At 68.6% G+C, this 19,052-nt stretch carries 16 protein-coding genes; 9 read left to right on the forward strand and 7 right to left on the reverse strand.

The window, feature by feature from the left end:
• Positions 1–29: 29 nt before the first annotated feature.
• Together ACFJIX_RS13960 and ACFJIX_RS13965 are read left to right on the forward strand one after the other, a co-directional pair.
• Positions 30–1,586 (forward strand): methyl-accepting chemotaxis protein, encoded by a 1,557-nt coding sequence (locus ACFJIX_RS13960; RefSeq protein ID WP_377160995.1) that lies wholly within the window; start codon positions 30–32, stop codon positions 1,584–1,586.
• Between the two features lie 265 nt (positions 1,587–1,851).
• Positions 1,852–3,408, forward strand: coding sequence for a methyl-accepting chemotaxis protein (locus tag ACFJIX_RS13965; RefSeq protein WP_377160997.1), 1,557 nt, complete (start codon positions 1,852–1,854; stop codon positions 3,406–3,408).
• A 1-nt stretch (position 3,409) separates the two neighbouring features.
• Here the strand turns inward: ACFJIX_RS13965 and ACFJIX_RS13970 are convergent, their stop codons facing one another.
• Positions 3,410–5,092, reverse strand: a complete 1,683-nt coding sequence (locus ACFJIX_RS13970; protein ID WP_377160999.1) for a diguanylate cyclase — start codon at positions 5,090–5,092, stop codon at positions 3,410–3,412.
• 110 nt (positions 5,093–5,202) lie between these two features.
• Between ACFJIX_RS13970 and ACFJIX_RS13975 the strand changes: the two genes are divergently transcribed.
• Together ACFJIX_RS13975 and ACFJIX_RS13980 are read left to right on the forward strand one after the other, a co-directional pair.
• Complete coding sequence (locus ACFJIX_RS13975; RefSeq protein ID WP_377161001.1) at positions 5,203–6,087, forward strand: DUF429 domain-containing protein; 885 nt, start codon at positions 5,203–5,205, stop codon at positions 6,085–6,087.
• A 78-nt stretch (positions 6,088–6,165) separates the two neighbouring features.
• Positions 6,166–7,098, forward strand: a complete 933-nt coding sequence (locus ACFJIX_RS13980; RefSeq protein ID WP_377161003.1) for a ketopantoate reductase family protein — start codon at positions 6,166–6,168, stop codon at positions 7,096–7,098.
• Positions 7,099–7,173: 75 nt separating this feature from the next.
• Here ACFJIX_RS13980 and rocF read toward each other — a convergent pair whose 3' ends face one another.
• The 4 genes from rocF to ACFJIX_RS14000 all read right to left on the reverse strand — a co-directional run bounded on the left by rocF (position 7,174) and on the right by ACFJIX_RS14000 (position 11,131).
• Entirely contained in the window at positions 7,174–8,094 is a 921-nt protein-coding gene (gene rocF / locus ACFJIX_RS13985) for an arginase (RefSeq protein ID WP_377161005.1), read from the reverse strand.
• Positions 8,095–8,138: 44 nt separating this feature from the next.
• Positions 8,139–9,086 (reverse strand): LOG family protein, encoded by a 948-nt coding sequence (locus ACFJIX_RS13990; protein ID WP_377161007.1) that lies wholly within the window; start codon positions 9,084–9,086, stop codon positions 8,139–8,141.
• Between the two features lie 120 nt (positions 9,087–9,206).
• Positions 9,207–9,956 carry a HesA/MoeB/ThiF family protein gene (locus ACFJIX_RS13995; RefSeq protein ID WP_377161009.1) on the reverse strand — a complete coding sequence of 250 codons (750 nt, stop codon included), beginning with the start codon at positions 9,954–9,956 and terminating at the stop codon, positions 9,207–9,209.
• A gap of 14 nt (positions 9,957–9,970) precedes the next feature.
• Positions 9,971–11,131 carry a trypsin-like peptidase domain-containing protein gene (locus tag ACFJIX_RS14000; protein WP_377161011.1) on the reverse strand — a complete coding sequence of 387 codons (1,161 nt, stop codon included), beginning with the start codon at positions 11,129–11,131 and terminating at the stop codon, positions 9,971–9,973.
• 13 nt (positions 11,132–11,144) lie between these two features.
• Here ACFJIX_RS14000 and ACFJIX_RS14005 point away from each other — a divergent pair, with 13 nt between their 5' ends.
• Together ACFJIX_RS14005 and pdxA are read left to right on the forward strand one after the other, a co-directional pair.
• Positions 11,145–11,897, forward strand: coding sequence for a Nif3-like dinuclear metal center hexameric protein (locus ACFJIX_RS14005; RefSeq protein WP_377161013.1), 753 nt, complete (start codon positions 11,145–11,147; stop codon positions 11,895–11,897).
• Positions 11,894–12,922: a 4-hydroxythreonine-4-phosphate dehydrogenase PdxA gene (gene pdxA, locus ACFJIX_RS14010; protein ID WP_377161016.1), complete on the forward strand. Its 1,029-nt coding sequence runs from the start codon at positions 11,894–11,896 to the stop codon at positions 12,920–12,922. Before ACFJIX_RS14005 ends, pdxA begins: the two co-directional genes overlap by 4 nt.
• A 47-nt stretch (positions 12,923–12,969) precedes the next feature.
• On the opposite strand, the gene ACFJIX_RS14015 is transcribed toward pdxA, so the two are convergent.
• A complete protein-coding gene (locus ACFJIX_RS14015; RefSeq protein WP_377161018.1) occupies positions 12,970–15,387 on the reverse strand; it encodes a DUF1631 family protein in 2,418 nt (805 codons plus the stop codon).
• 117 nt (positions 15,388–15,504) lie between these two features.
• Positions 15,505–15,948, reverse strand: a complete 444-nt coding sequence (gene mscL / locus ACFJIX_RS14020) for a large conductance mechanosensitive channel protein MscL (protein WP_377161020.1) — start codon at positions 15,946–15,948, stop codon at positions 15,505–15,507.
• 221 nt (positions 15,949–16,169) lie between these two features.
• Here mscL and petA point away from each other — a divergent pair, with 221 nt between their 5' ends.
• The 3 genes from petA to ACFJIX_RS14035 are packed head-to-tail and all read left to right on the forward strand — an operon-like array spanning position 16,170 to position 19,008.
• A complete protein-coding gene (gene petA / locus ACFJIX_RS14025; RefSeq protein ID WP_297529861.1) occupies positions 16,170–16,766 on the forward strand; it encodes a ubiquinol-cytochrome c reductase iron-sulfur subunit in 597 nt (198 codons plus the stop codon).
• A gap of 32 nt (positions 16,767–16,798) precedes the next feature.
• Positions 16,799–18,199, forward strand: a complete 1,401-nt coding sequence (locus ACFJIX_RS14030) for a cytochrome bc complex cytochrome b subunit (protein ID WP_377161023.1) — start codon at positions 16,799–16,801, stop codon at positions 18,197–18,199.
• 26 nt (positions 18,200–18,225) lie between these two features.
• Positions 18,226–19,008, forward strand: a complete 783-nt coding sequence (locus ACFJIX_RS14035; protein WP_377161776.1) for a cytochrome c1 — start codon at positions 18,226–18,228, stop codon at positions 19,006–19,008.
• Positions 19,009–19,052 lie beyond the last annotated feature (44 nt).

Raw genomic sequence — 19,052 nt, forward strand, 5'->3', positions numbered from 1 at the left:
CCCACTCCTTCTTCAACGGTGGGAATGCCATGTGGTCCATGCGTAACTTCACGATCCGGACGCGCCTCATGGCGCTCGGCCTGTTGTCGGTGTTCGCGATGCTGCTGATCGGCGGCGACGGGCTGTGGGCGATGGCCCGCACGAAACAGGACGTCGAGCACTACGTGAAGCACGATGTCGAGTCGCTGGTGCAGCTCTCCGAGATCCGGGCCGGCGTCGGCAACCTGCGGCGCTACGAGAAGGACATGCTGATCAACATCGGCGACGACGCCGCCGTGAGGCGCTACCAGGAGGATTGGCGCAAGGCCTTCGAGGGCGTCAACAAGAGCCTGGACGCCATCGGCCAGCTCGACATCCTGCCGGAGATCAAGTCGATGCCGTCGGCGATGAAGGCCTCGCTGGGGAGTTATCGCAGCGGACTCGACGGCATCGTCGAGCGCATCCTGAAGCAGGAGTTCGTCGATTCCGCCGAGGCCAACCGGCAGACCGAGCCGATCAAGGGCCCGGTCCGCGAGATGGACAAGCAGCTCGGCGCCATGACGAAGGCGATCATGGAACGCGGCAACCAGGAGGTGCAGCGCATCGACGCCGAAGAGACCCGCATCCGGATGGCGCTGGGCGGCGTGATGCTCGTGGGCGTGCTGGTGATCGGGACCTTCACCTTCTTCAACATCGCGTCCATCCTGACGCCGCTGGCCCAGGCGGTCAGCACGACCGAGCGCATCGCGCGCCAGGACCTGAGCGAACGTCTCGACGTGCTCGGCACCGACGAGACCGCCGCGATGATGCGCGGCGTGCAGGGGATGCAGACCTCGATCCGCGACGTGGTCAGCGGCGTGCGCAGCGCCACCGACAGCATCGCGACGGCCTCGCGCGAGGTCGCGGCCGGGGCGCACGACCTCAGCTACCGCACGGAGCAGGCCGCCTCCAACCTCGAGGAGACCGCGTCGGCGATGGAGCAGCTCACCGCGAGCGTGCAGCACAACGCGGACTCGGCGCGGCAGGCCAATGCACTGGCGGAAGAGGCGGCCGGCGCCGCCGGACGCGGCGTCAACGTGGTGGGCGAGGTGGTCCAGACCATGGGCAGGATCAGCGCGTCGTCCGCGCGCATCGGCGACATCATCGGCACCATCGACGGGATCGCGTTCCAGACCAACATCCTCGCGCTGAACGCGGCCGTCGAGGCGGCCCGCGCGGGCGAGCAGGGGCGCGGCTTCGCCGTCGTCGCCAGCGAGGTGCGCTCGCTCGCCCAGCGCAGCGCCGAAGCGGCCAAGGAGATCAAGCAGCTGATCACCGCCAGCGGGGACAGCGTCTCCAGCGGCGCCGCCCTTGTCGAACGCGCGGGGCAGACGATGAACGAGATCTCCGATTCGATCACCCGTGTGTCGCGCATCGTGGCCGAGATCAGCCACGCCACCACCGAGCAGAGCGGCGGCATCAACCAGATCGGCTCGGCGATCTCGCAGCTGGATCAGATGACGCAGCAGAACGCCGCCCTCGTCGAGGAGTCGGCGGCGGCGGCGCAGAGTCTCCAGCATCAGGCGGATGCGCTGTCTCAGTCGGTGGCGGTGTTCAAGCTGGGTTGAATGCCTGTCCTTCGACTGTCGGGGCGTTGGCCGCCATGTCATGGGGCCTTGGCGGCAAGCGCCAAAACCCCACGACATGCCGTCCCCGATCACTGTCGTACTTCCGCGGTTTTGCGACCGAGGACTGCGGGCGCTCGGGCGGGCCGTCGGGTGTGACATCGGTGCGGGAGAACTCCACGCTTGTCAGGCTTTAGAGTGCAGCGTCCTCGGGCGGTGGCATGGCGGCTGCTAGGCTTTTCCCATCGATCCATCTCGTTGGGAAAACATGCAGTCTCTGCGCAACTACACGATCCGGACGCGCCTGCTCGGCCTGGGCCTCCTGTCCGTCCTCGCACTCCTGGTCATCGGCGGCGCCGGCCTCTGGGCCATGGGCAGCTCGCGGTCCGACTTCCAGCAGTACGTCGCGCAGGACGTCGGCGCACTGACGCAACTCTCCGAAGTCCGCGCCGGCATCGGCAACCTGCGCCGCTTCGAGAAGGACATGCTCATCAACATCGGCGACGACGGCACCGTCAAGCAGGCACAGGCCGATTGGCAGAAGACCTACGCCGGCGTGATCCGCTCGCTCGACACGCTGGCCACGCTCGAGATCAGCCCGGAGATCCGCGGACTGCCGCCCAAGCTCAAGCAGTCGCTCGAGGCCTACAAGGCCGGCGTCGATGACATCGCCAAACGCATCCTGAACGCCGACTTCGTGGACGCCGCCGAGGCGAACCGCTCCACCGACGTCATCAAGACGCCCGTGCAAGCGATGGACAGCGGCGTCGGTGAGATGACGCAAGCCATCCTGCGGCACGGCCAGGATGAGGTCGAACGCCTTGGCACGCGGGAATCGAGCGTGCGCGGCGTGCTCGGTATCGTGATGCTGATCGGCGCGGCGCTGATCGGCCTGCTCACCGTGCTGAACATCCGCTCCATCCTGGCGCCGCTGGCCCAGGCCGTGAGCACGACCGAACGCATCGCCCGCAAGGACCTGAGCCAGCCCGTCGAGGCGGAAGGCGCCGACGAGACCGCCGCGATGGCGCGCGGGGTGCAGGGCATGCAGGCCTCGATCCGGGAGGTCGTCAGCGGCGTGCGCAACGCCACCGACAGCATCGCGACGGCGTCGCGCGAAGTCGCCGCCGGCGCGCACGACCTGAGCCAGCGGACCGAGCAGGCCGCGTCGAATCTGCAGGCCACCGCCTCGGCAATGGGGCAGTTGACCTCGAGCGTGCAGCACAACGCGGCGTCCGCCGGCGAGGCGAAGGCGCTGGCCGAGCAGGCCGCCGAGGTCGCCGTCCGCGGCGTGAGCGTGGTGGGCGAGGTCGTGCAGACGATGGGCAGGATCAGCACCTCGTCGGCACGCATCGGCGACATCATCGGCACGATCGACGGCATCGCCTTCCAGACCAATATCCTGGCGCTGAACGCGGCGGTGGAAGCGGCCCGCGCCGGGGAGCAGGGCCGTGGTTTCGCGGTGGTCGCGAGCGAGGTCCGATCGCTCGCGCAGCGCAGCGCCGAAGCCGCCAAGGAAATCAAGCAGCTGATCACCGCCAGCGGCGAGAGCGTCTCCAGCGGCGCCGTGCTCGTCGAGCGCGCCGGCCAGACGATCAACGAGATCTCCGACTCGATCTCGCGGGTGTCGCGCATCGTGGCGGAGATCAGCCACGCCACCGCGGAGCAGAGCGGCGGCATCAACCAGATCGGCTCGGCGATCTCGCAGCTGGATCAGATGACGCAGCAGAACGCGGCGCTCGTCGAGGAGTCCGCGGCCGCCGCGCAGAGCCTGCAGCATCAGGCCGACGCGCTCGCCCAGTCGGTCGCGGTCTTCAAGCTCCACTGATTCAGCAGGCCATGAACTGCACGCGGTTGCGCCCCGCGTGCTTCGCGGCATAGAGCGCCTGGTCGGCGGTTTCGACCAGGAGGGACGGTTTCGCGGGCGGCTCGCCCGCGGCCAGGCCGATGGAGACGGTGACCTGCAAGCCCGCCACCAGTTCGCCCCAGTCGTGGCTGGCGATCGCGCCGCGCAGCCGCTCGCAGATGTCCTGCGCGCGCTCGGGCGGAACGCCGACGAAGACCAGCATGAATTCTTCCCCGCCGACCCGCGCCAGCAGGTCCGCGCTGCGCAACTGACGCCGCAGCAACTGCGCGACCTTCTGCAGCGCCTGATCGCCGGCGCCATGGCCGAACGCGTCATTGACCTGCTTGAAGTGGTCGATGTCCAGCAAGCCCAGCGAGATCGGCTTGTCCTCCTGACGCGCGCGCTCCAGCAGCAAGGGCAGCGCGAACTCCGCATGCCGGCGGTTGTTGAGCCCCGTCAGCGCGTCCTCATGCGCCATGCGACCGAGCTCGGCCGCCTGACGCCGCAGGCGTTGCTGCTCCTGTTCCGCGAGGTCCGCGCGCTCGCGCTCGCGCCGCGCGTCCTGCATGGCGTGCTCGGCGCGCGCCTGCGCCTGCTGGAACTCCTGCCGGATCAGCATCGCCTCGGTCTGCAAGGCCATCGCGTTGCGTGCCGACTGGCGCTCCAGCGCGGTCAGCTGCTCGTGCGCCGCCAGTGCTTTCACCGCGTCGCCGCGGAGCTTGTAGCCGCGATAGATCGCCAGGGTGAGCTGCCGCCGCAAGCGGGCCGGCAGCGATTGCGGCGCCTGCTGGCCGACCAGGTCCTGGAGCGTCTCGAGCGCGGGCAAGGCGTCTCGCGCGCCCGCGGCGTCGTCGCGCTTGAGCTGCAGCAGCGCCCGCTGCGCCCGCGCCTGCAGCACCATGCCGGCATAACCGTGCCGCTGCGCGAGACGCTCGTATTCATCGGCGATCTGGAGCGCTTCCTCGATTGCGCCGGTGCCGAGCTGCAGTTCGACCAGATTGGACAGGGAGACGACGACCAGGAAGGGATTGCCTTCCTCCCGCACCAGCGTGGCGGCCCGCACCGCGTAGGGCTCGGCCTGGGCGAGCGCCTCGGCGGAGGCGGTCCTGTCCTCGTCCCGGATGGCTTCCCCATGCGCCTGCAACCAGAAATGGGCGAGGTTGTTCAGGCACGACAGCAGCAGTTCCCGCTCGCCGGGCGCCTGCTGCTGGACGATCTCCAGCGCCTGCAGCGTGTGCTGGCAGGCCTGCTCGACCTGGTCCGACACCGCGAAGGCCACGGCCAGCCGGTTCAGCGCCCAGGCCTCGCGGGCCGGATCCTCGGCGCGACGGGCCGCCGCGAGGGCCTGCCAACCGGCCTGCATCGCGTCCCGCCCCATCTGGAACTGCGCGTAGACGTAACAGAGCTCGGTGAGCGCCTCGGCCGTCCAGGCGTCCTGGTCGTCGCCGTCGATCAGCCGGACCAGCGCCGCGGCCTCGCTCGCGCGCCGCAGCGCGCCCTGCAGGTCACCCTGGCGGGGCAGGTTGTGGGCGATGAGGATCAGCGCCCGCGCCCGGTCGCGCACCGTGTCGGCGGCCACCAGGGACAGCTCCAGCGCATCGGTAGCGTCGCGGTAGGCACCGCGGCGGCTCAGATGCAGGGCTCGGGCCAGTTCGCGTTGGAACAAGGCGGACTCTCCTCCGTCGATGTTGTCGACCTTGATGCCGCAGCATTCGCCGCCGCATAGCGCACGTCAATGGCGACTGGCCCCAGTGGACGATGGATACAGTCGCAGGCATGCCAAAAGTCTCGAAAGCGCCTGCCGCATCCGGCCTCATCGCGGAGCCGCCTGCGGCCCGGCCGGCGACCGCGGTGAACCGGGCGCTGGTGGGCGTCGACTTCACCAGCGCGCCGACGGCCCGCAAGCCGATCCGGCTGGCCTTCGGCCGTCGGCAAGGGAGCGTCCTGAAGCTGGAACGCCAGGTGGCGATCGCGAGCCTGGACGCCTTCGAGGCGTGGCTCGCGGAACCCGCGCCCTGGCTCGGCGGCTTCGACCTGCCGTTCGGCCTGCCGCGCGAGCTCGTCGTCACCCTGGGCTGGCCGACCGAGTGGGCGGCGCTGATCGCGCATTACGCGAGCCTGTCGCGCGCGCAGATCCGGGACACCTTCGCCGCGTTCTGTGATGCTCGCCCGGTCGGCGGCAAGTTCGCGCACCGCGCCTGCGACGGTCCGGCGGGTTCGTCGCCGAGCATGAAGTGGGTCAATCCCCCGGTGGCCTACATGCTGCATGCCGGCGTGCCGCGTCTGCTGCGGGCGGGCGTCCATCTGCCGGGGCTGCATGCCGGCGACGAGACGCGCGTGGCCCTGGAGGCCTATCCGGGCCTGCTGGCGCGCGAGTTGATCGGCACACGCAGCTACAAGAGCGACGATCGCGCCAAGCAGACGCCCGACCGGTTGATCGCCCGCAAGGATCTGCTCGAAGCGCTGGAGCAAGGGCGCAGCCGTCTGGGCCTGCGCCTGAAGCTCAGCCACGCGCAGCGGGACGAACTCGCCGACGACGGCAGCGGCGACAAGCTCGACGCGGTGCTGTGCCTGATGCAGGCCGCCTGGGCCGATGCGCGCCCGGACTACGGCCTGCCCGCCGGGATGGATCCGCTCGAGGGCTGGATCGTCTGTGCCTGACGGCCTGTCCGTTCCCCGCCCACTTCCTTGCCCACTTCTCCGCCCACTTTCCCGACTTCCAACCACGAGGATGACGCCATGACCCGCATCGATGACACGCCGGCCCCGCAGACGCCGCTCCAGGTCGCCGTGATGGGCGCGGGCGCCGTGGGCTGCTTCTTCGGCGGCATGCTGGCCCGCGCCGGGCACGATGTGACGCTGATCGGCCGCCCCGGCCATGTGGAAGCGATCCGTGACCGTGGCCTGCGCATGGAGACGCGGATGTTCGATGAGCAGGTCCGTCTGCGCGCCGACACCGAGCCTTCCGCCGCGCGCGGCGCGCAGGTGGTGCTGTTCTGCGTGAAGTCGACCGACACGGTGTCCGCCGCGCAGGCACTGGCGCCGTACATCGGCGTGGACACGCTGCTGCTGTCGATGCAGAACGGTGTCGACAACGCCGAACGGCTGCGCGACACGGTGCCGCAACCCGTGTCGGCGGCGGTGGTCTATGTGGCGACGGAGATGGCCGGTCCCGGCCATGTGAAGCACCACGGGCGCGGCGAACTGGTCATCGAGCCGGCCCCCGGCGCCGAGCGCGTCGCGCAGGCGCTGATCGCGGCAGGCGTGCCCACCGAGGTCTCGGACAACGTGCGAGGCGCGCTGTGGTCCAAGCTGCTGATCAACTGCGCCTACAACGCGCTGTCGGCGCTGGCGCAGCAGCCCTACGGCGAGCTGGTGAAGGGCGAGGGCGTGTGGACGGTGATGGACCAGCTCGTCGACGAGGGCCTGGCGGTGGCCGCGGCGGATGGCGTCACGCTGGTGGGGGACGTGCGCCAGGCCGTGCGCAGGATCGCCGAGACGATGCCGGGACAGTTCTCCTCGACCGCGCAGGACATGAGCCGTGGCAAGCGCACCGAGATCGATCATCTCAACGGCTTTCTGGTCCGCCGTGGCGAGGTGCTGGGCGTGCCCACGCCTGCCAACCGCGTGTTGCACACGCTGGTGCGACTCGCCGAACTCAGTCGGGACTGAGAAGGGCAGGCGCGAGCTCGGATACCGACCGCGCGTGCATGAAGCGCGCGGCGGTGGCGGGTCGCCCGTCGCCCGTCACTTGCGCATCAGCGTCGACTTGCCGAACAGCGATTCGACAAGGTCCACCGCGACCAGCGCCGTCTTGTTCCGGACATCCAGCGCCGGGTTGAGCTCCATGATGTCCAGCGACCCCAGCCGCCCGGTGTCGGCGATCATCTCCATGCAGAGCTGGGCTTCGCGATAGGTCGGGCCGCCGGGGATCGTGGTGCCGACGCCGGGCGCGACGTCCGGATCGAGGAAGTCGACGTCGAAGCTCACATGCAGATGGGTGTTGGCGTCCATCGTCGCCAGCGCCAGTTCCATCGTGTGGCGCATGCCCATCTCGTCGATGTAGCGCATGTCGAAGACCTCGAGGCCGACCTCGTGCACGAAGCGCTTCTCGCCCTCGTCCACGCTGCGGATGCCGATCTGGCGGATCCACTTCGGATCGATGGCCGGGACCTTGCCGCCGATCTCGATCAGCTCCTGCGGACCGTAGCCGCACAGGCAGGCGACCGGCATGCCGTGGATGTTGCCGCTGGGCGTGAGCTTGCTGGTGTTGAAGTCGGCATGCGCGTCCAGCCACAGCACGCGCAGCTTCTTGCCGGTGTCGCGGCAGTGGTGGGCCACCGCGGCGATCGATCCCAGTCCCAGGCAGTGGTCGCCGCCGAGCAGGACGGACATGCGCCCGCCGTTGAGCTCCGCGTAGACCGCGTCGTGCACGGCCTGGTTCCAGGCCGTCACTTCGTCCAGGTGGCGGTAGCCGTCGGTCGGCGGCTGCCACGGATTGGACGGCCCCACGAGGTTGCCGCAGTCCTTGACCTCGACGCCGTGCGCCCGCAGCGCTTCGGCCAGTCCGGCGACCCGCAGGGCCTCCGGTCCCATGCTGGCGCCTCGGGCGCCGGCGCCCACGTCGGTCGGGGCGCCGATCAGGCTCACGTGTCGTGCTGCGGTCATGGTCGAACCTCTCTTGCTTGCTGGATGGCCCCGCGGGGCCGGAATCAGGGGCTGTCGCCCGCGACCGCGCCGGTCCCGGGGCTGCCAGTCGTGCCGCTCGTACCGCTCGTGCCGTTCGTGGCTCCGCCGATGTCGTATTCCTTCTTCAGCAGGGCCCACGCCTCGTCGGCGGTTTCAACGTAGTGGAAGAGCTGCTCGTCGCCGGGGCTGATCATGCCGGTGTCGATCAGCAGCTCGAAGTCGATCAGGCGCGACCAGAAGTCGCGTCCGAACAGCAGGATCGGACGCCGACGGCACTTGCCGGTCTGGATCAGCGTCAGCGTCTCGAAGAGCTCGTCCAGCGTCCCGTAGCCGCCCGGGAACGCCGCCAGCGCCACCGAGCGCATCAGGAAGTGCATCTTGCGCAGCCCGAAGTAGTGGAAGCGGAAGCAGAGCTCCGGCGTGATGTACTGGTTCGGACGCTGCTCGTGCGGCAGCACGATGTTCAGTCCGATGCTGCGGCCGCCGGCCTCGTGCGCGCCGCGGTTGCCCGCTTCCATGATGCCGGGCCCGCCGCCGGTGACCACATACAGCGGATGGGCGAAGTCCTTGGTCGTCTCGGTGACCAGCCGCGCGAACTTGCGCGCTTCCTCGTAATAGCCGCTCATCACCAGGCGGCGCTCGGCGCGTTGCACCGCCGCCTCGTCCTTGGCGGCGCGGGCGGCGTCGACGGCAGCCTGCGCCGACTCGCGGTCGGCGATGCGCGCGCTGCCGAAGATCACCACCGTCGACTGGATGTTCAGCTCCTGCTGGATCAGCTCCGGCTTCAGCAGTTCCAGCTGCATGCGCACCGGGCGAAGTTCGGGGCGGACCAGGAAGTCGGTGTCGGTGAACGCCAACTGGTAGGCCGCGGGCGGATTCGCGTCGAAGGTCGTTTCGAAAGAGGCCTGCTGTTGGACCTCCTCCTGCGCGGAGGGGAAGTTGCGGGCGGTGAGTTTGTCGCTTCTGATCATGATTCGATGGCCCGAGAGATTACGGGCGTTGGCACTTAATTTCCGTTCGTTCGCCGGCGCCGTGCGCGACCCCGGGCGGTGGTTTGTTGCGCGGGGGCGCCTGCGTGCTCCTCGACGGGGTCAGTCCGTGCCACAGCACGGGCAGCGCGGGTCGCGAGCGACCTTCAGGTCGGTCCATTCCATGCGGCGCGCGTCCAGCATCAGCAGCCGACCCGGGAGCGTCGAGCCCATCCCCGCCAGCAGCTTCAGGGCCTCGGCCGCCTGCATGCTGCCGATGATCCCGACCAGTGGCGCGAAGACGCCCATCACCGCGCAGCGCTGTTCCTCGGGCGGCTGGTCGGCAGGGAACAGGCAGGCATAGCAGGGGAACGCACGATCGCGGCTGTCGTAGACGCTCAGCTGTGCGTCGAAGCCCAGCGCCGCACCGGAGACCAGCGGCTTGCCGTGCTTCACGCAGGCGGCATTGACCAGGTGGCGCGTGGGGAAGTTGTCGGTGCAGTCGAGGACGACGTCGGCCGACGGCACCAGTTCGTCCAGCAGCGCCGCATCGGCGCGTTCGGTGACGGCCCGGACGCGCGGTTCCGGATTGATCGCCGCGATGCCGGCCGCGGCCGATTCGGCCTTGGGCTGGTCCACCCGCGCGAGGCTGTGGGCGATCTGGCGCTGCAGATTGGTCACGTCGACGCGGTCGTGATCCACCAGCGTGATGCGGCCGACGCCCGCCGTGCCCAGGAACAGCGCCGCGGGCGATCCGAGCCCCCCCGCGCCGATCACCATCGCGTGCGCCTCCATCAGGCGCTGCTGGCCCTCGACACCGATGTCGTCCAGCAGGATGTGGCGCGAATAGCGCAGCAGTTGGTCGTCATCCATGGATCACTCCGCCTTCATTCCGGCACGGCGTCGTCCGTCGTCTGCGGCTGCCGCAGGCCGACCTGCAGCGGCAGCTTCAGCGATTCCTTGCCGCGTTGCACCGAGATCAGCGTCTGGCTCTCCGGCTTCAGTGCCGCGACGACGTTGACCAGCTCGCGCGGCGAGCGCACGGCCTGGCCGGCCACCGCGGTGACGACGTCGCCCGCCTCCAGGCCGGCCTTGGCCGCCGGACTGGCCTTGAAGACTTCCTTGACCAGCACGCCGTGGTCGACCGACAGCTTGAGCGTGTCGACGACCTCCGGGTTGATGTCACCGGTGATCACGCCCAGCCAGCCGCGCGAGACCTTGCCGTCCTTCACCAGCGCCTCCAGCACCTGGTACGCCGAGTCCACCGGGATCGCGAACCCGATGCCCAGGCTGCCGCCGCCGGTGCGCGAATAGATCGCCGTGTTGATGCCGACCAGCCGCCCCTGCACGTCGACGAGCGCGCCGCCGGAGTTGCCGGGGTTGATCGCGGCGTCGGTCTGGATGAAGTTCTCGAAGGTGCTCAGGCCGAGCTGGGTGCGGCCCAGCGCGCTGATGATGCCGGAGGTGACGGTCTGGCCGACGTTGAACGGATTGCCGATGGCCAGCACCACGTCGCCGACCTGCAGCTCGCCGGCCTTGCCGGGATGGATCACCGGCAGCGGCGCCGGCAGCGTGATGCGCAGGACGGCCAGGTCGGTTTCCGGATCGGTGCCGACCAGGCGCGCCGGCGTGTCGCGGCCGTCGGCGAGCTGCACGCGGATCTCGGTCGCACCGGCGACGACATGGTTGTTGGTCAGCACGTAGCCTTCGGGCGAGACGATCACGCCGGAGCCCAGGCCCGTCTGCGGGCGCTGCTGCTGCGGCCGCTTGCCGAAGTGGAAACGCAGCCAGGGATCGGCGTCGATCTCGCGCTGGCTGGGCGCGGGCTTGTTGGCCAGCACCGCGACCACCGCCGGCGACGCCGCCTGCGCCGCCGCGGCGAAGCTGAACTGGACCGACGCGCGCGGCGGCGCGCCCGCGGCGGCCGGCAGCGTGGGCACGATCCTGGGGGCCTCGTGCAACCATTCGGGCTTGAGCGTCGACACGACGAAATAGCCGGCCAGCGCCACCGTGGTGGCCTGGGAGAAAATCAGCCAAGTTTGACGCAAGAGAGATCCTGTCATGGCACATCGCACGGAGCTGGAGCGGCTGCTCGCCGCCACGCTGGAGCCCACGCGCTTCAAGGATTATGGGCCGAACGGTCTTCAGGTCGAGGGCCGCGACCAGATCCGGCAACTGGTGTGCGGGGTCACCGCGAGCCTCGCGCTGATCGACGCCGCCATCGAGTCGGGCGCCGATGCGATCCTGGTCCACCACGGCCTGTTCTGGCGCGGCCAGGACGGTCGCGTCACCGGCTGGATGAAGCAGCGCCTGTCGCGGCTGCTGACCCACGAGGTCAACCTGTTCGCCTACCACCTGCCGCTGGATGCGCATCCGGAACTCGGCAACAACGCGCAACTCGCGAAACATCTGGGCTGGGCCGCCGAGGGCCGGTTCGGCGACCAGGATCTGGGCTGCATCGGCGCGCTGCCGACGGCGTTCGAGTCGCTGGATGCGCTGAGCGCCCATGTCGAGCAGCGGCTCGGCCGCGCGACGATCCAGGCCGCCGGGGATGGTCGTCCGCTCAAGCGAGTCGCCTGGTGCACCGGCGGGGCGCAGGGCTACTTCGAGGCCGCGATCGCCGCGGGCGCGGACGTGTTCATCACCGGCGAGATCTCCGAGCCGCAGGCGCATTACGCGGCCGAGACCGGTGTCGCGTTCATCGCCGCCGGACACCATGCGACCGAACGCTACGGCGTGCAGGCGTTGGGCCGTCAGGTGGCCGAACAGCTGGGCCTGCAGTACCGCTTCATCGACATCCCGAACCCCGCATGAGCACCGTCATCGAGAGTTCCCGCCCGTTGCTGCTGACGATGGGCGATGCCTGCGGCATTGGCCCCGAGATCGCCGTCGCGGCCTGGTCGAAGGATCGCGGGACGGACCTGCGTCTGGTCGGCGACGTCGAGGTCTTCCGACGGGCGCTGGGCTTCGTGGGTTTGCGTTTGCCGGTGGCGGTGCTTGAGCGCGCCGACGATCCGGCTCCCCCCGATTGCCTGCCCGTGTGGCAGCCGTCGGGATTGCCGGGCGATCTGCTTGCGCAGCCGCTGGGCCGGGTGAGCGCCGCCGCCGGCGCCGCGGCGGCGCGCTGCATCGTCGCCGCCACGCAGGAGCAACGGGCGGGACGATCCCGCGCGCTGGTGACGGCGCCGATCCACAAGGAAGCCCTGCATGCCGCGGGCATCGATCATCCCGGCCACACCGAGCTGCTCCAGGCGCTGTGCGCGGATCCGGACGGTCGGCTTCCGCCGGTGCGGATGATGCTCGCCAACGAGGAGCTTCGCGTCGTGCTGGTGACCATCCACGTGGCACTGCGGCAGGCGGTCGATCAGATCACCACGGGCCGTGTGCTGCAGACGATCCGCATCGCCGATGCCGCGCTGCGTCGCGCGGGCATCGCCGCGCCGCGCATCGCGGTGGCGGGCCTGAATCCGCATGCCGGGGAAGGCGGCCTGTTCGGCGGCGAAGAGATCGAGCACATCGCCCCGGCGATCGGGCAGGCGCGCACGCTGGGCATCGATGCGCGCGGTCCGTTCGCGCCGGACACGGTGTTCATGCGGGCGCGCCATGCACCGCCCAAGCATCCGGGCGAGTTCGACGTGGTGGTCGCGATGACGCACGACCAGGGGTTGATCCCGGTGAAGTACCTCGGCGTGGAAGAGGGCGTCAACGTGACGCTGGGCCTGCCGCTGGTACGGACGAGTCCCGATCACGGCACCGCCTTCGACATCGCCGGGACGGGCCGCGCGGACCCGTCGAGCATGTCCGCGGCGATCCGCATGGCTCGCGCGCTGGCGGGCTGAGCCTCAGTCCGGATTAAATCCGGATCCAATCCGGGTTCAGCCCGGCGTCAGTGCTTGGCGCCGAGCGCCGCCAGCTGCTGACGCGCGCGCGCCGTGGCGCGTTCCAACAGGTGGGCGTGTTCGAACGCCCGCAGCCGGCCGGCCTCGCACAGCTTGTGCAGCATGCGCGAGGTCATCGTCAGCGTCTCCTGGTGCTTCGTCCCGTGGGTGAAGATGAAGAAGCTGCGCGTGGCGCTGATGTGGGCGAGCCGCACCTTGATCCAGTCGCCGTCGCGGTGCATCCGGTAGGCGGTGCCGATCTGCAGGTGGTCGATCAGCAGCTCGCCCGTGGGCGGGGAAGGGGCCTCCTCCGCGGCGGGCAGGCCGTCGATGCTGATGTCCACCGCCTGCAGCGGCTGGTGTTCGTCGGCGCCGAGGTCGAGGTCGATGTCGACATGCCCGTCCCAGTCGACGTGCTCGTCCTCCATCAGGCCGAGCCGCTTGGCTTCCTCATCGGAGAGCTTCTCGCTCAGGTCGAGGTCCAGCGGCGTCGAACCGGCCGCGGGCAGGTCCTGCTCGCGCGGAGGCGCCATGCCGAAGACGGACTCCAGCTGCTTGGCCAGCAGGTTGTATTCGAGCGGGCTGAGGGCTTGTCCCTTCAGCGAATCGGCATGCGCCGGCAGCAGCTCGGCGAAGAATTTCTTGCGGTCCGACTCGGGCCAGCGCACCAGGTCCAGGCCCTCGTTGAGCGTGCGCATCAGCACCGGCAGCGAGGCCAGGAAGCCTTGTCGCTGCTGCGGTGTCGTCTTCGGCTGGACCGACAGGACCAGGTCGCGACCCATGTTGCGCAGCCGCTCGACCAGGGCCGCGTCCAGGTCCGGATGGCGCGAGGCGTGCACCAGGACCTCGCTCCAGGTCTGGGTCAGGAAGTCGCGCAGGAAATCGCGCATGTCCACGCTGGACATCGCCTGCTGCAGCTGCTGCATGTAGCGGCGCTGCAGGCGGAGCTCGGTCTCCTTGCGCTCCAGCAAGGCCGCCGTGTCGCCCTGCGACTTCAGCGTCTGGGCGGTCTGGTCCTGGATGAACTGTTCGAGCTGGCCCAGCTTGGACTCGTACAGCTCCATCCGGTCGAAGTCGCCGCTGACGACGTCCTGGATCAGGTCGCGCACCAGCGTCAGGTAGGACTTGCCGGGATCTTCGGTGAAGTCGTCGTAGGCGGCGGCCAGTGTCGCGATGCGATTGACCAGCCGTCGCACCGGGTGCCGGCGCGAAGAGAAGAAGGAGCGATCCCCCAGCGCCGCGCGCAGCACCGGGAGCTGCAGTCGCGCGATCTGCTGCGCCATCAGCGGCGGCAGCTTGGCGTCGGACAGGATCTGGTCGAACAGGCCGGCGACGACGTCGATCACCATGTGATCGAGCGAGCCGCTGGCCGCCTGCCGCAGTTCGTCGCGGTGCAGGTGGATCAGGTTGGGCGGCAGCACGATCGGGCCGCCTTCGACATAACTGCCGGGATCGCCGTCCCAGCCCTGCCATTGGCTGTTCACGGGCAGCGCGCCGCTGCCGGTCACGGGCATGCCGACGGACGGGCTCATGGCCAGCCGCCGCATCAGGTCCATCAGTTGCGGATCGACCGACCATCCGCCCATGCCGCCACCGGCAGGACCGCCGCCGGTCGTTGCGTAGCCTTCGTGGCTGCCGCCGTGGAATCCACCGGCCATGCTGTGCAGACCGCCCGCGCGGCTGCCGTGGACGGCGGGATGCAGCGCGCCGGGCAGGGTGGCGTAGCGGCTGTCGTGCAGCGGCACGCCGGATGTCGTGCCGCCATGCAAGGACTGACCCCGCGAGGTTCCCGCCGTCGCCCGCACGCGCAGGTCCTGCGGACGCAGGCCGCGACTGCGGAACAGGCCGGCGATGTCGGCATAGCAGGCGCGCATCTCCAGCGCCAGCGCCCGGGTGAGTTCGTCGGTCAGGACCTGGCGCGTGTCCGGATCGTCGGTGACGGCGTTGACGCCCTCGATCAGCGCCTGCGCGATCGCCTGCGGGCGCAGCGGGTGGCGGTCCTCGGCGATGCCGGGGATGTCGCCCATGTAGGAATTGACCTCGCGCAGCTCCCACTCGCTCTGGTGACCGAGCGCCAGGCCGATCCGGTCGGTCGCGACCATCGTGTTGACCTGGTCGTCGTCCATCAGCGAGAGCTCGTCCCACTGCGTCGCCTTGGGCGCCGCGCGCGACGGGGTGGTCGGGGCGGACCCGGCGCCCGGCGTTTCAGCGGCCTGCTGGCGCATCGACTGGTCGAAGCGCTGGGAGAACAGGGCCTGGTGCTTGCGGAAGAGGAATTGCGCGGACAGCAGCGCATCCCGCCGCTTGGCCTGTCCAGAGGACAGGGCGGCGAGACCGAGACCTTCAGCGCCGCGTTCCGCGGCTTGTTCCGCCGCGAGGCGTACGCGTTGGAGCGCAGCGTCGACGTGGGGGTTCAGACGGTTCATCGAGGCATCGAGCACATTGTGGTGACCGCACCACACGCCAAGTATCGGCGATGGCCATCCCCCGTCCGGGTGGGGCTCACCCGGCTTGTGCGCAAAAGGTGACGAATGAGAGCAGCTTTACGCTTTGTCACGCCTCAGCGCGTCGCGGATCTCGCGCAGCAGCTGGATGTCTTCCGGCGTCGCGGCGGGTTCCGCCGGCGCTGCGGGGGTGTCGCGCTTCAGGCGGTTCACCTGCTTCACCATGATGAAGATGATGAAGGCCAGGATGATGAAGTTCAACAGCACCGTCAGGAAGTTGCCGTAGGCGAAGAGCGGCACGCCCGCCTTGGTGAGGGCCTCGTAGGTCATCGGCCCCGCGTAGTTGGCCGGCGGGTCCGACAGGGTGATGAAGTAGCTGCTGAAGTCCAGTCCGCCGACCGCCTTGCCGACGATCGGCATGATGAGGTCCTTGACCACCGAGTCGACGATCTTTCCGAAGGCGGCGCCGATGATCACGCCCACGGCGAGGTCCATCACGTTGCCCTTGACGGCGAACTCACGGAATTCGGTCAAAAAACCCATCGCTTGCTCCTTGTGCTCCACGTGTGCGAAGGCGCCAACTACCAAGCGCTTTCCCGGGGGCGCCCTCCGCCTCCGGGCAAGCATCCTAACGGCGTTTGCACCACGACAAATGTCAACGTGGTGCACCGATGCACATCGGTAGAGCGCCTAGGGGCGGACCGGCACTTTCTTACCTAGAATCTTTGGTTGCCCCTGATCAGAAGTTCCCTGTAAGGACCCTCATGAGTGACCCACAAGTGGACCAAGGCAAGCGCACCTGGCTGATCGCCACCGGTTGCGCGGGAGCAGTAGGCGGCGTGGCCACCGCCGTCCCGTTCGTCAGTACCTTCGCTCCGAGCGAGCGCGCCAAGGCGGCCGGTGCCGCCGTCGAGGTGGACATCGGCGGCCTCGCCCCCGGTCAGAAGCTGACCGTCGAATGGCGTGGCAAGCCGGTGTGGATCGTCCGCCGGACCAAGGAGCAGCTCGACGCGCTCAAAGGCAACGATCCGGAACTGGCCGACCCGCAGTCCGATCGCAAGGCGTTCCCCATCCCGGAGTACGCGAAGAACGAATGGCGCTCCCTCAAGCCGGAGTACCTGGTCGTCGTGGGCATCTGCAGCCACCTCGGCTGCTCGCCCAGCGACAAGTTCCAGTCCGGTCCGCAGCCCTCGCTGCCGGACAACTGGCACGGCGGCTTCCTCTGCCCCTGCCACGGCTCGACCTTCGACATGGCCGGTCGCGTCTTCAAGAACAAGCCCGCGCCCGACAACCTCGAGGTGCCGCCGTACGCGTTCCTGTCCGACACCCGGCTGTTGATCGGTGAAGACAAGAAAGCCTAACTCCCCAGGAACAGGACCGAGGCAGACAACACATGGCTGAATTCAAGGAAGCACCCGCCGGAGCCCCCTTGGGCGTCAAGCTGATGACCTGGGTGGACAACCGGTTCCCCGCGTCCAAGCTCTACAAGGAGCACATGTCGGAGTACTACGCTCCGAAGAACTTCAACTGGTGGTACATCTTCGGCTCGCTGGCGCTGCTGGTGCTGGTGATCCAGATCGTCACCGGGATCTTCCTGGTGATGCACTACAAGCCGGACTCGACGCTCGCGTTCGCGTCGGTCGAATACATCATGCGGGACGTCCCCTGGGGATGGCTGATCCGCTACATGCACTCGACGGGCGCGTCGGCGTTCTTCGTCGTCGTCTACCTGCACATGTTCCGCGGGCTGCTGTACGGCTCGTACCGCAAGCCGCGCGAACTGGTGTGGATCTTCGGCTGCGCGATCTTCCTGTGCCTGATGGCCGAGGCCTTCATGGGCTACCTGCTGCCGTGGGGCCAGATGTCCTACTGGGGCGCGCAGGTGATCGTGAACCTGTTCGCCGCCGTGCCCTTCGTCGGCAACGACCTGGCGCTGCTGATCCGCGGCGACTACGTGGTCGGGGACGCGACGCTGAACCGCTTCTTCAGCTTCCACGTGATCGCGGTGCCGCTGGTGCTGCTGGGGCTGGTCGTCGCGCACATCATCGCGCTGCACGAGGTGGGCTCGAACAACCCGGACGGCGTGGAGATCAAGGCGAAGAAGGGACCGGACGGCCATCCGCTGGACGGCATCCCGTTCCATCCGTACTACACGGTGCACGACATCTTCGGCGTGGGCCTGTTCCTGATGGCCTTCTCGGCGGTGATCTTCTTCGCGCCGGAACTGGGCGGCTACTTCCTGGAGTACAACAACTTCATCCCCGCCGACCCGCTGAAGACGCCGCCGCATATCGCGCCGGTCTGGTACTTCACGCCGTTCTATTCGATGCTGCGCGCCACGACCGACGTGATGGTGCAGGTGCTGTGCGGCGTGATCGCGCTGTCGGCGATCATCACGCTGCTGCGCGGCGGACTCTCGGTCCTGGGCAAGGGGATCGTCGTGGTCGGCGCGGTGGTCGGCATCGCGCTACTGCTGACCTTCGACGCGAAGTTCTGGGGCGTGGTCGTCATGGGCGGAGCGGTCATCATCCTGTTCTTCCTGCCCTGGCTGGATCACAGCCCGGTCAAGTCGATCCGCTACCGGCCCGACTGGCACAAGTACCTCTACGGCATCTTCGTGCTGCTCTTCCTTGTGCTGGGCTACCTGGGCGTCAAGCCGCCGTCGGATGCGGGAACGATCGTGTCGCAGATCGGCACGCTGTACTACTTCGGCTTCTTCCTGCTGATGCCGTGGTGGAGCAAGGCCGGCCAGTTCAAGCCGGTGCCCGATCGCGTCACGTTTCACCCGCACTGAACCGCCAACGTCACGGAGTCGAACGAATGAAGAAAATCATCGCCACGCTGCTGACGTCGCTGTGCCTGGGCGCGGGTCTGACGTCGACGGCGCTCGCGTCTGAGGGCGGCATCGAGTGGGACCGTTTCCCGACGTCGAAGATGAACGATCTGGCCGCGCTGCAGCATGGGGCCAAGATCTTCGTCAACTACTGCCTGAACTGCCACAGCGCGAACTTCATGCGCTACAACCGGCTGAAGGACATCGGCCTGACCGACGAGCAGATCAAGGGCAACCTGCTGTTCGCCGGAGAGAAGGTGGGCGAGACGATGAAGGTCTCGCTGGACCCGAAACAGGCCAAGGAATGGTTCGGCGCACTGCCGCCGGACCTCACCGTGATCGCCCGTTCGCGGGCCGACGGCGCCAAGGGAACAGGGGCTGATTACCTCTATACCTACCTCAGAAAATACTACCGCGACGAAACCAAGGCCACGGGATGGAATAATCTCGCTTTCCCCAGCGTTGCCATGCCGCATGTGCTGTGGGAGCTCCAGGGCGTCCGCACCGCCAGGTTCGAGGAAGAAAAAGACCCGCATGACCCGAGCAAGGTCACGCATGTCTTCAAGGACTTCGTACAGGTGACGCCCGGGACGATGACGCCGCAGCAATACGACGAGTCCGTTGCCGACCTGGTCGCCTATCTCCAGTGGATGGGTGAACCGGCGCAAGGGACGCGTTTCCGGCTCGGGATCATCGTGGTGCTGTTCCTGCTGGGGTTCACCGTGTTCGCCTGGCGCTTGAATGCCTCCTTCTGGAAGGACATCAAGTAAGAACCGATGACTCGGCCGAAGGCCGGGTCCTCAAGCGCAGTGGG

This window comes from Roseateles sp. UC29_93 (genome assembly GCF_042695725.1).
GTDB lineage: Bacteria > Pseudomonadota > Gammaproteobacteria > Burkholderiales > Burkholderiaceae_C > Roseateles > Roseateles noduli_A.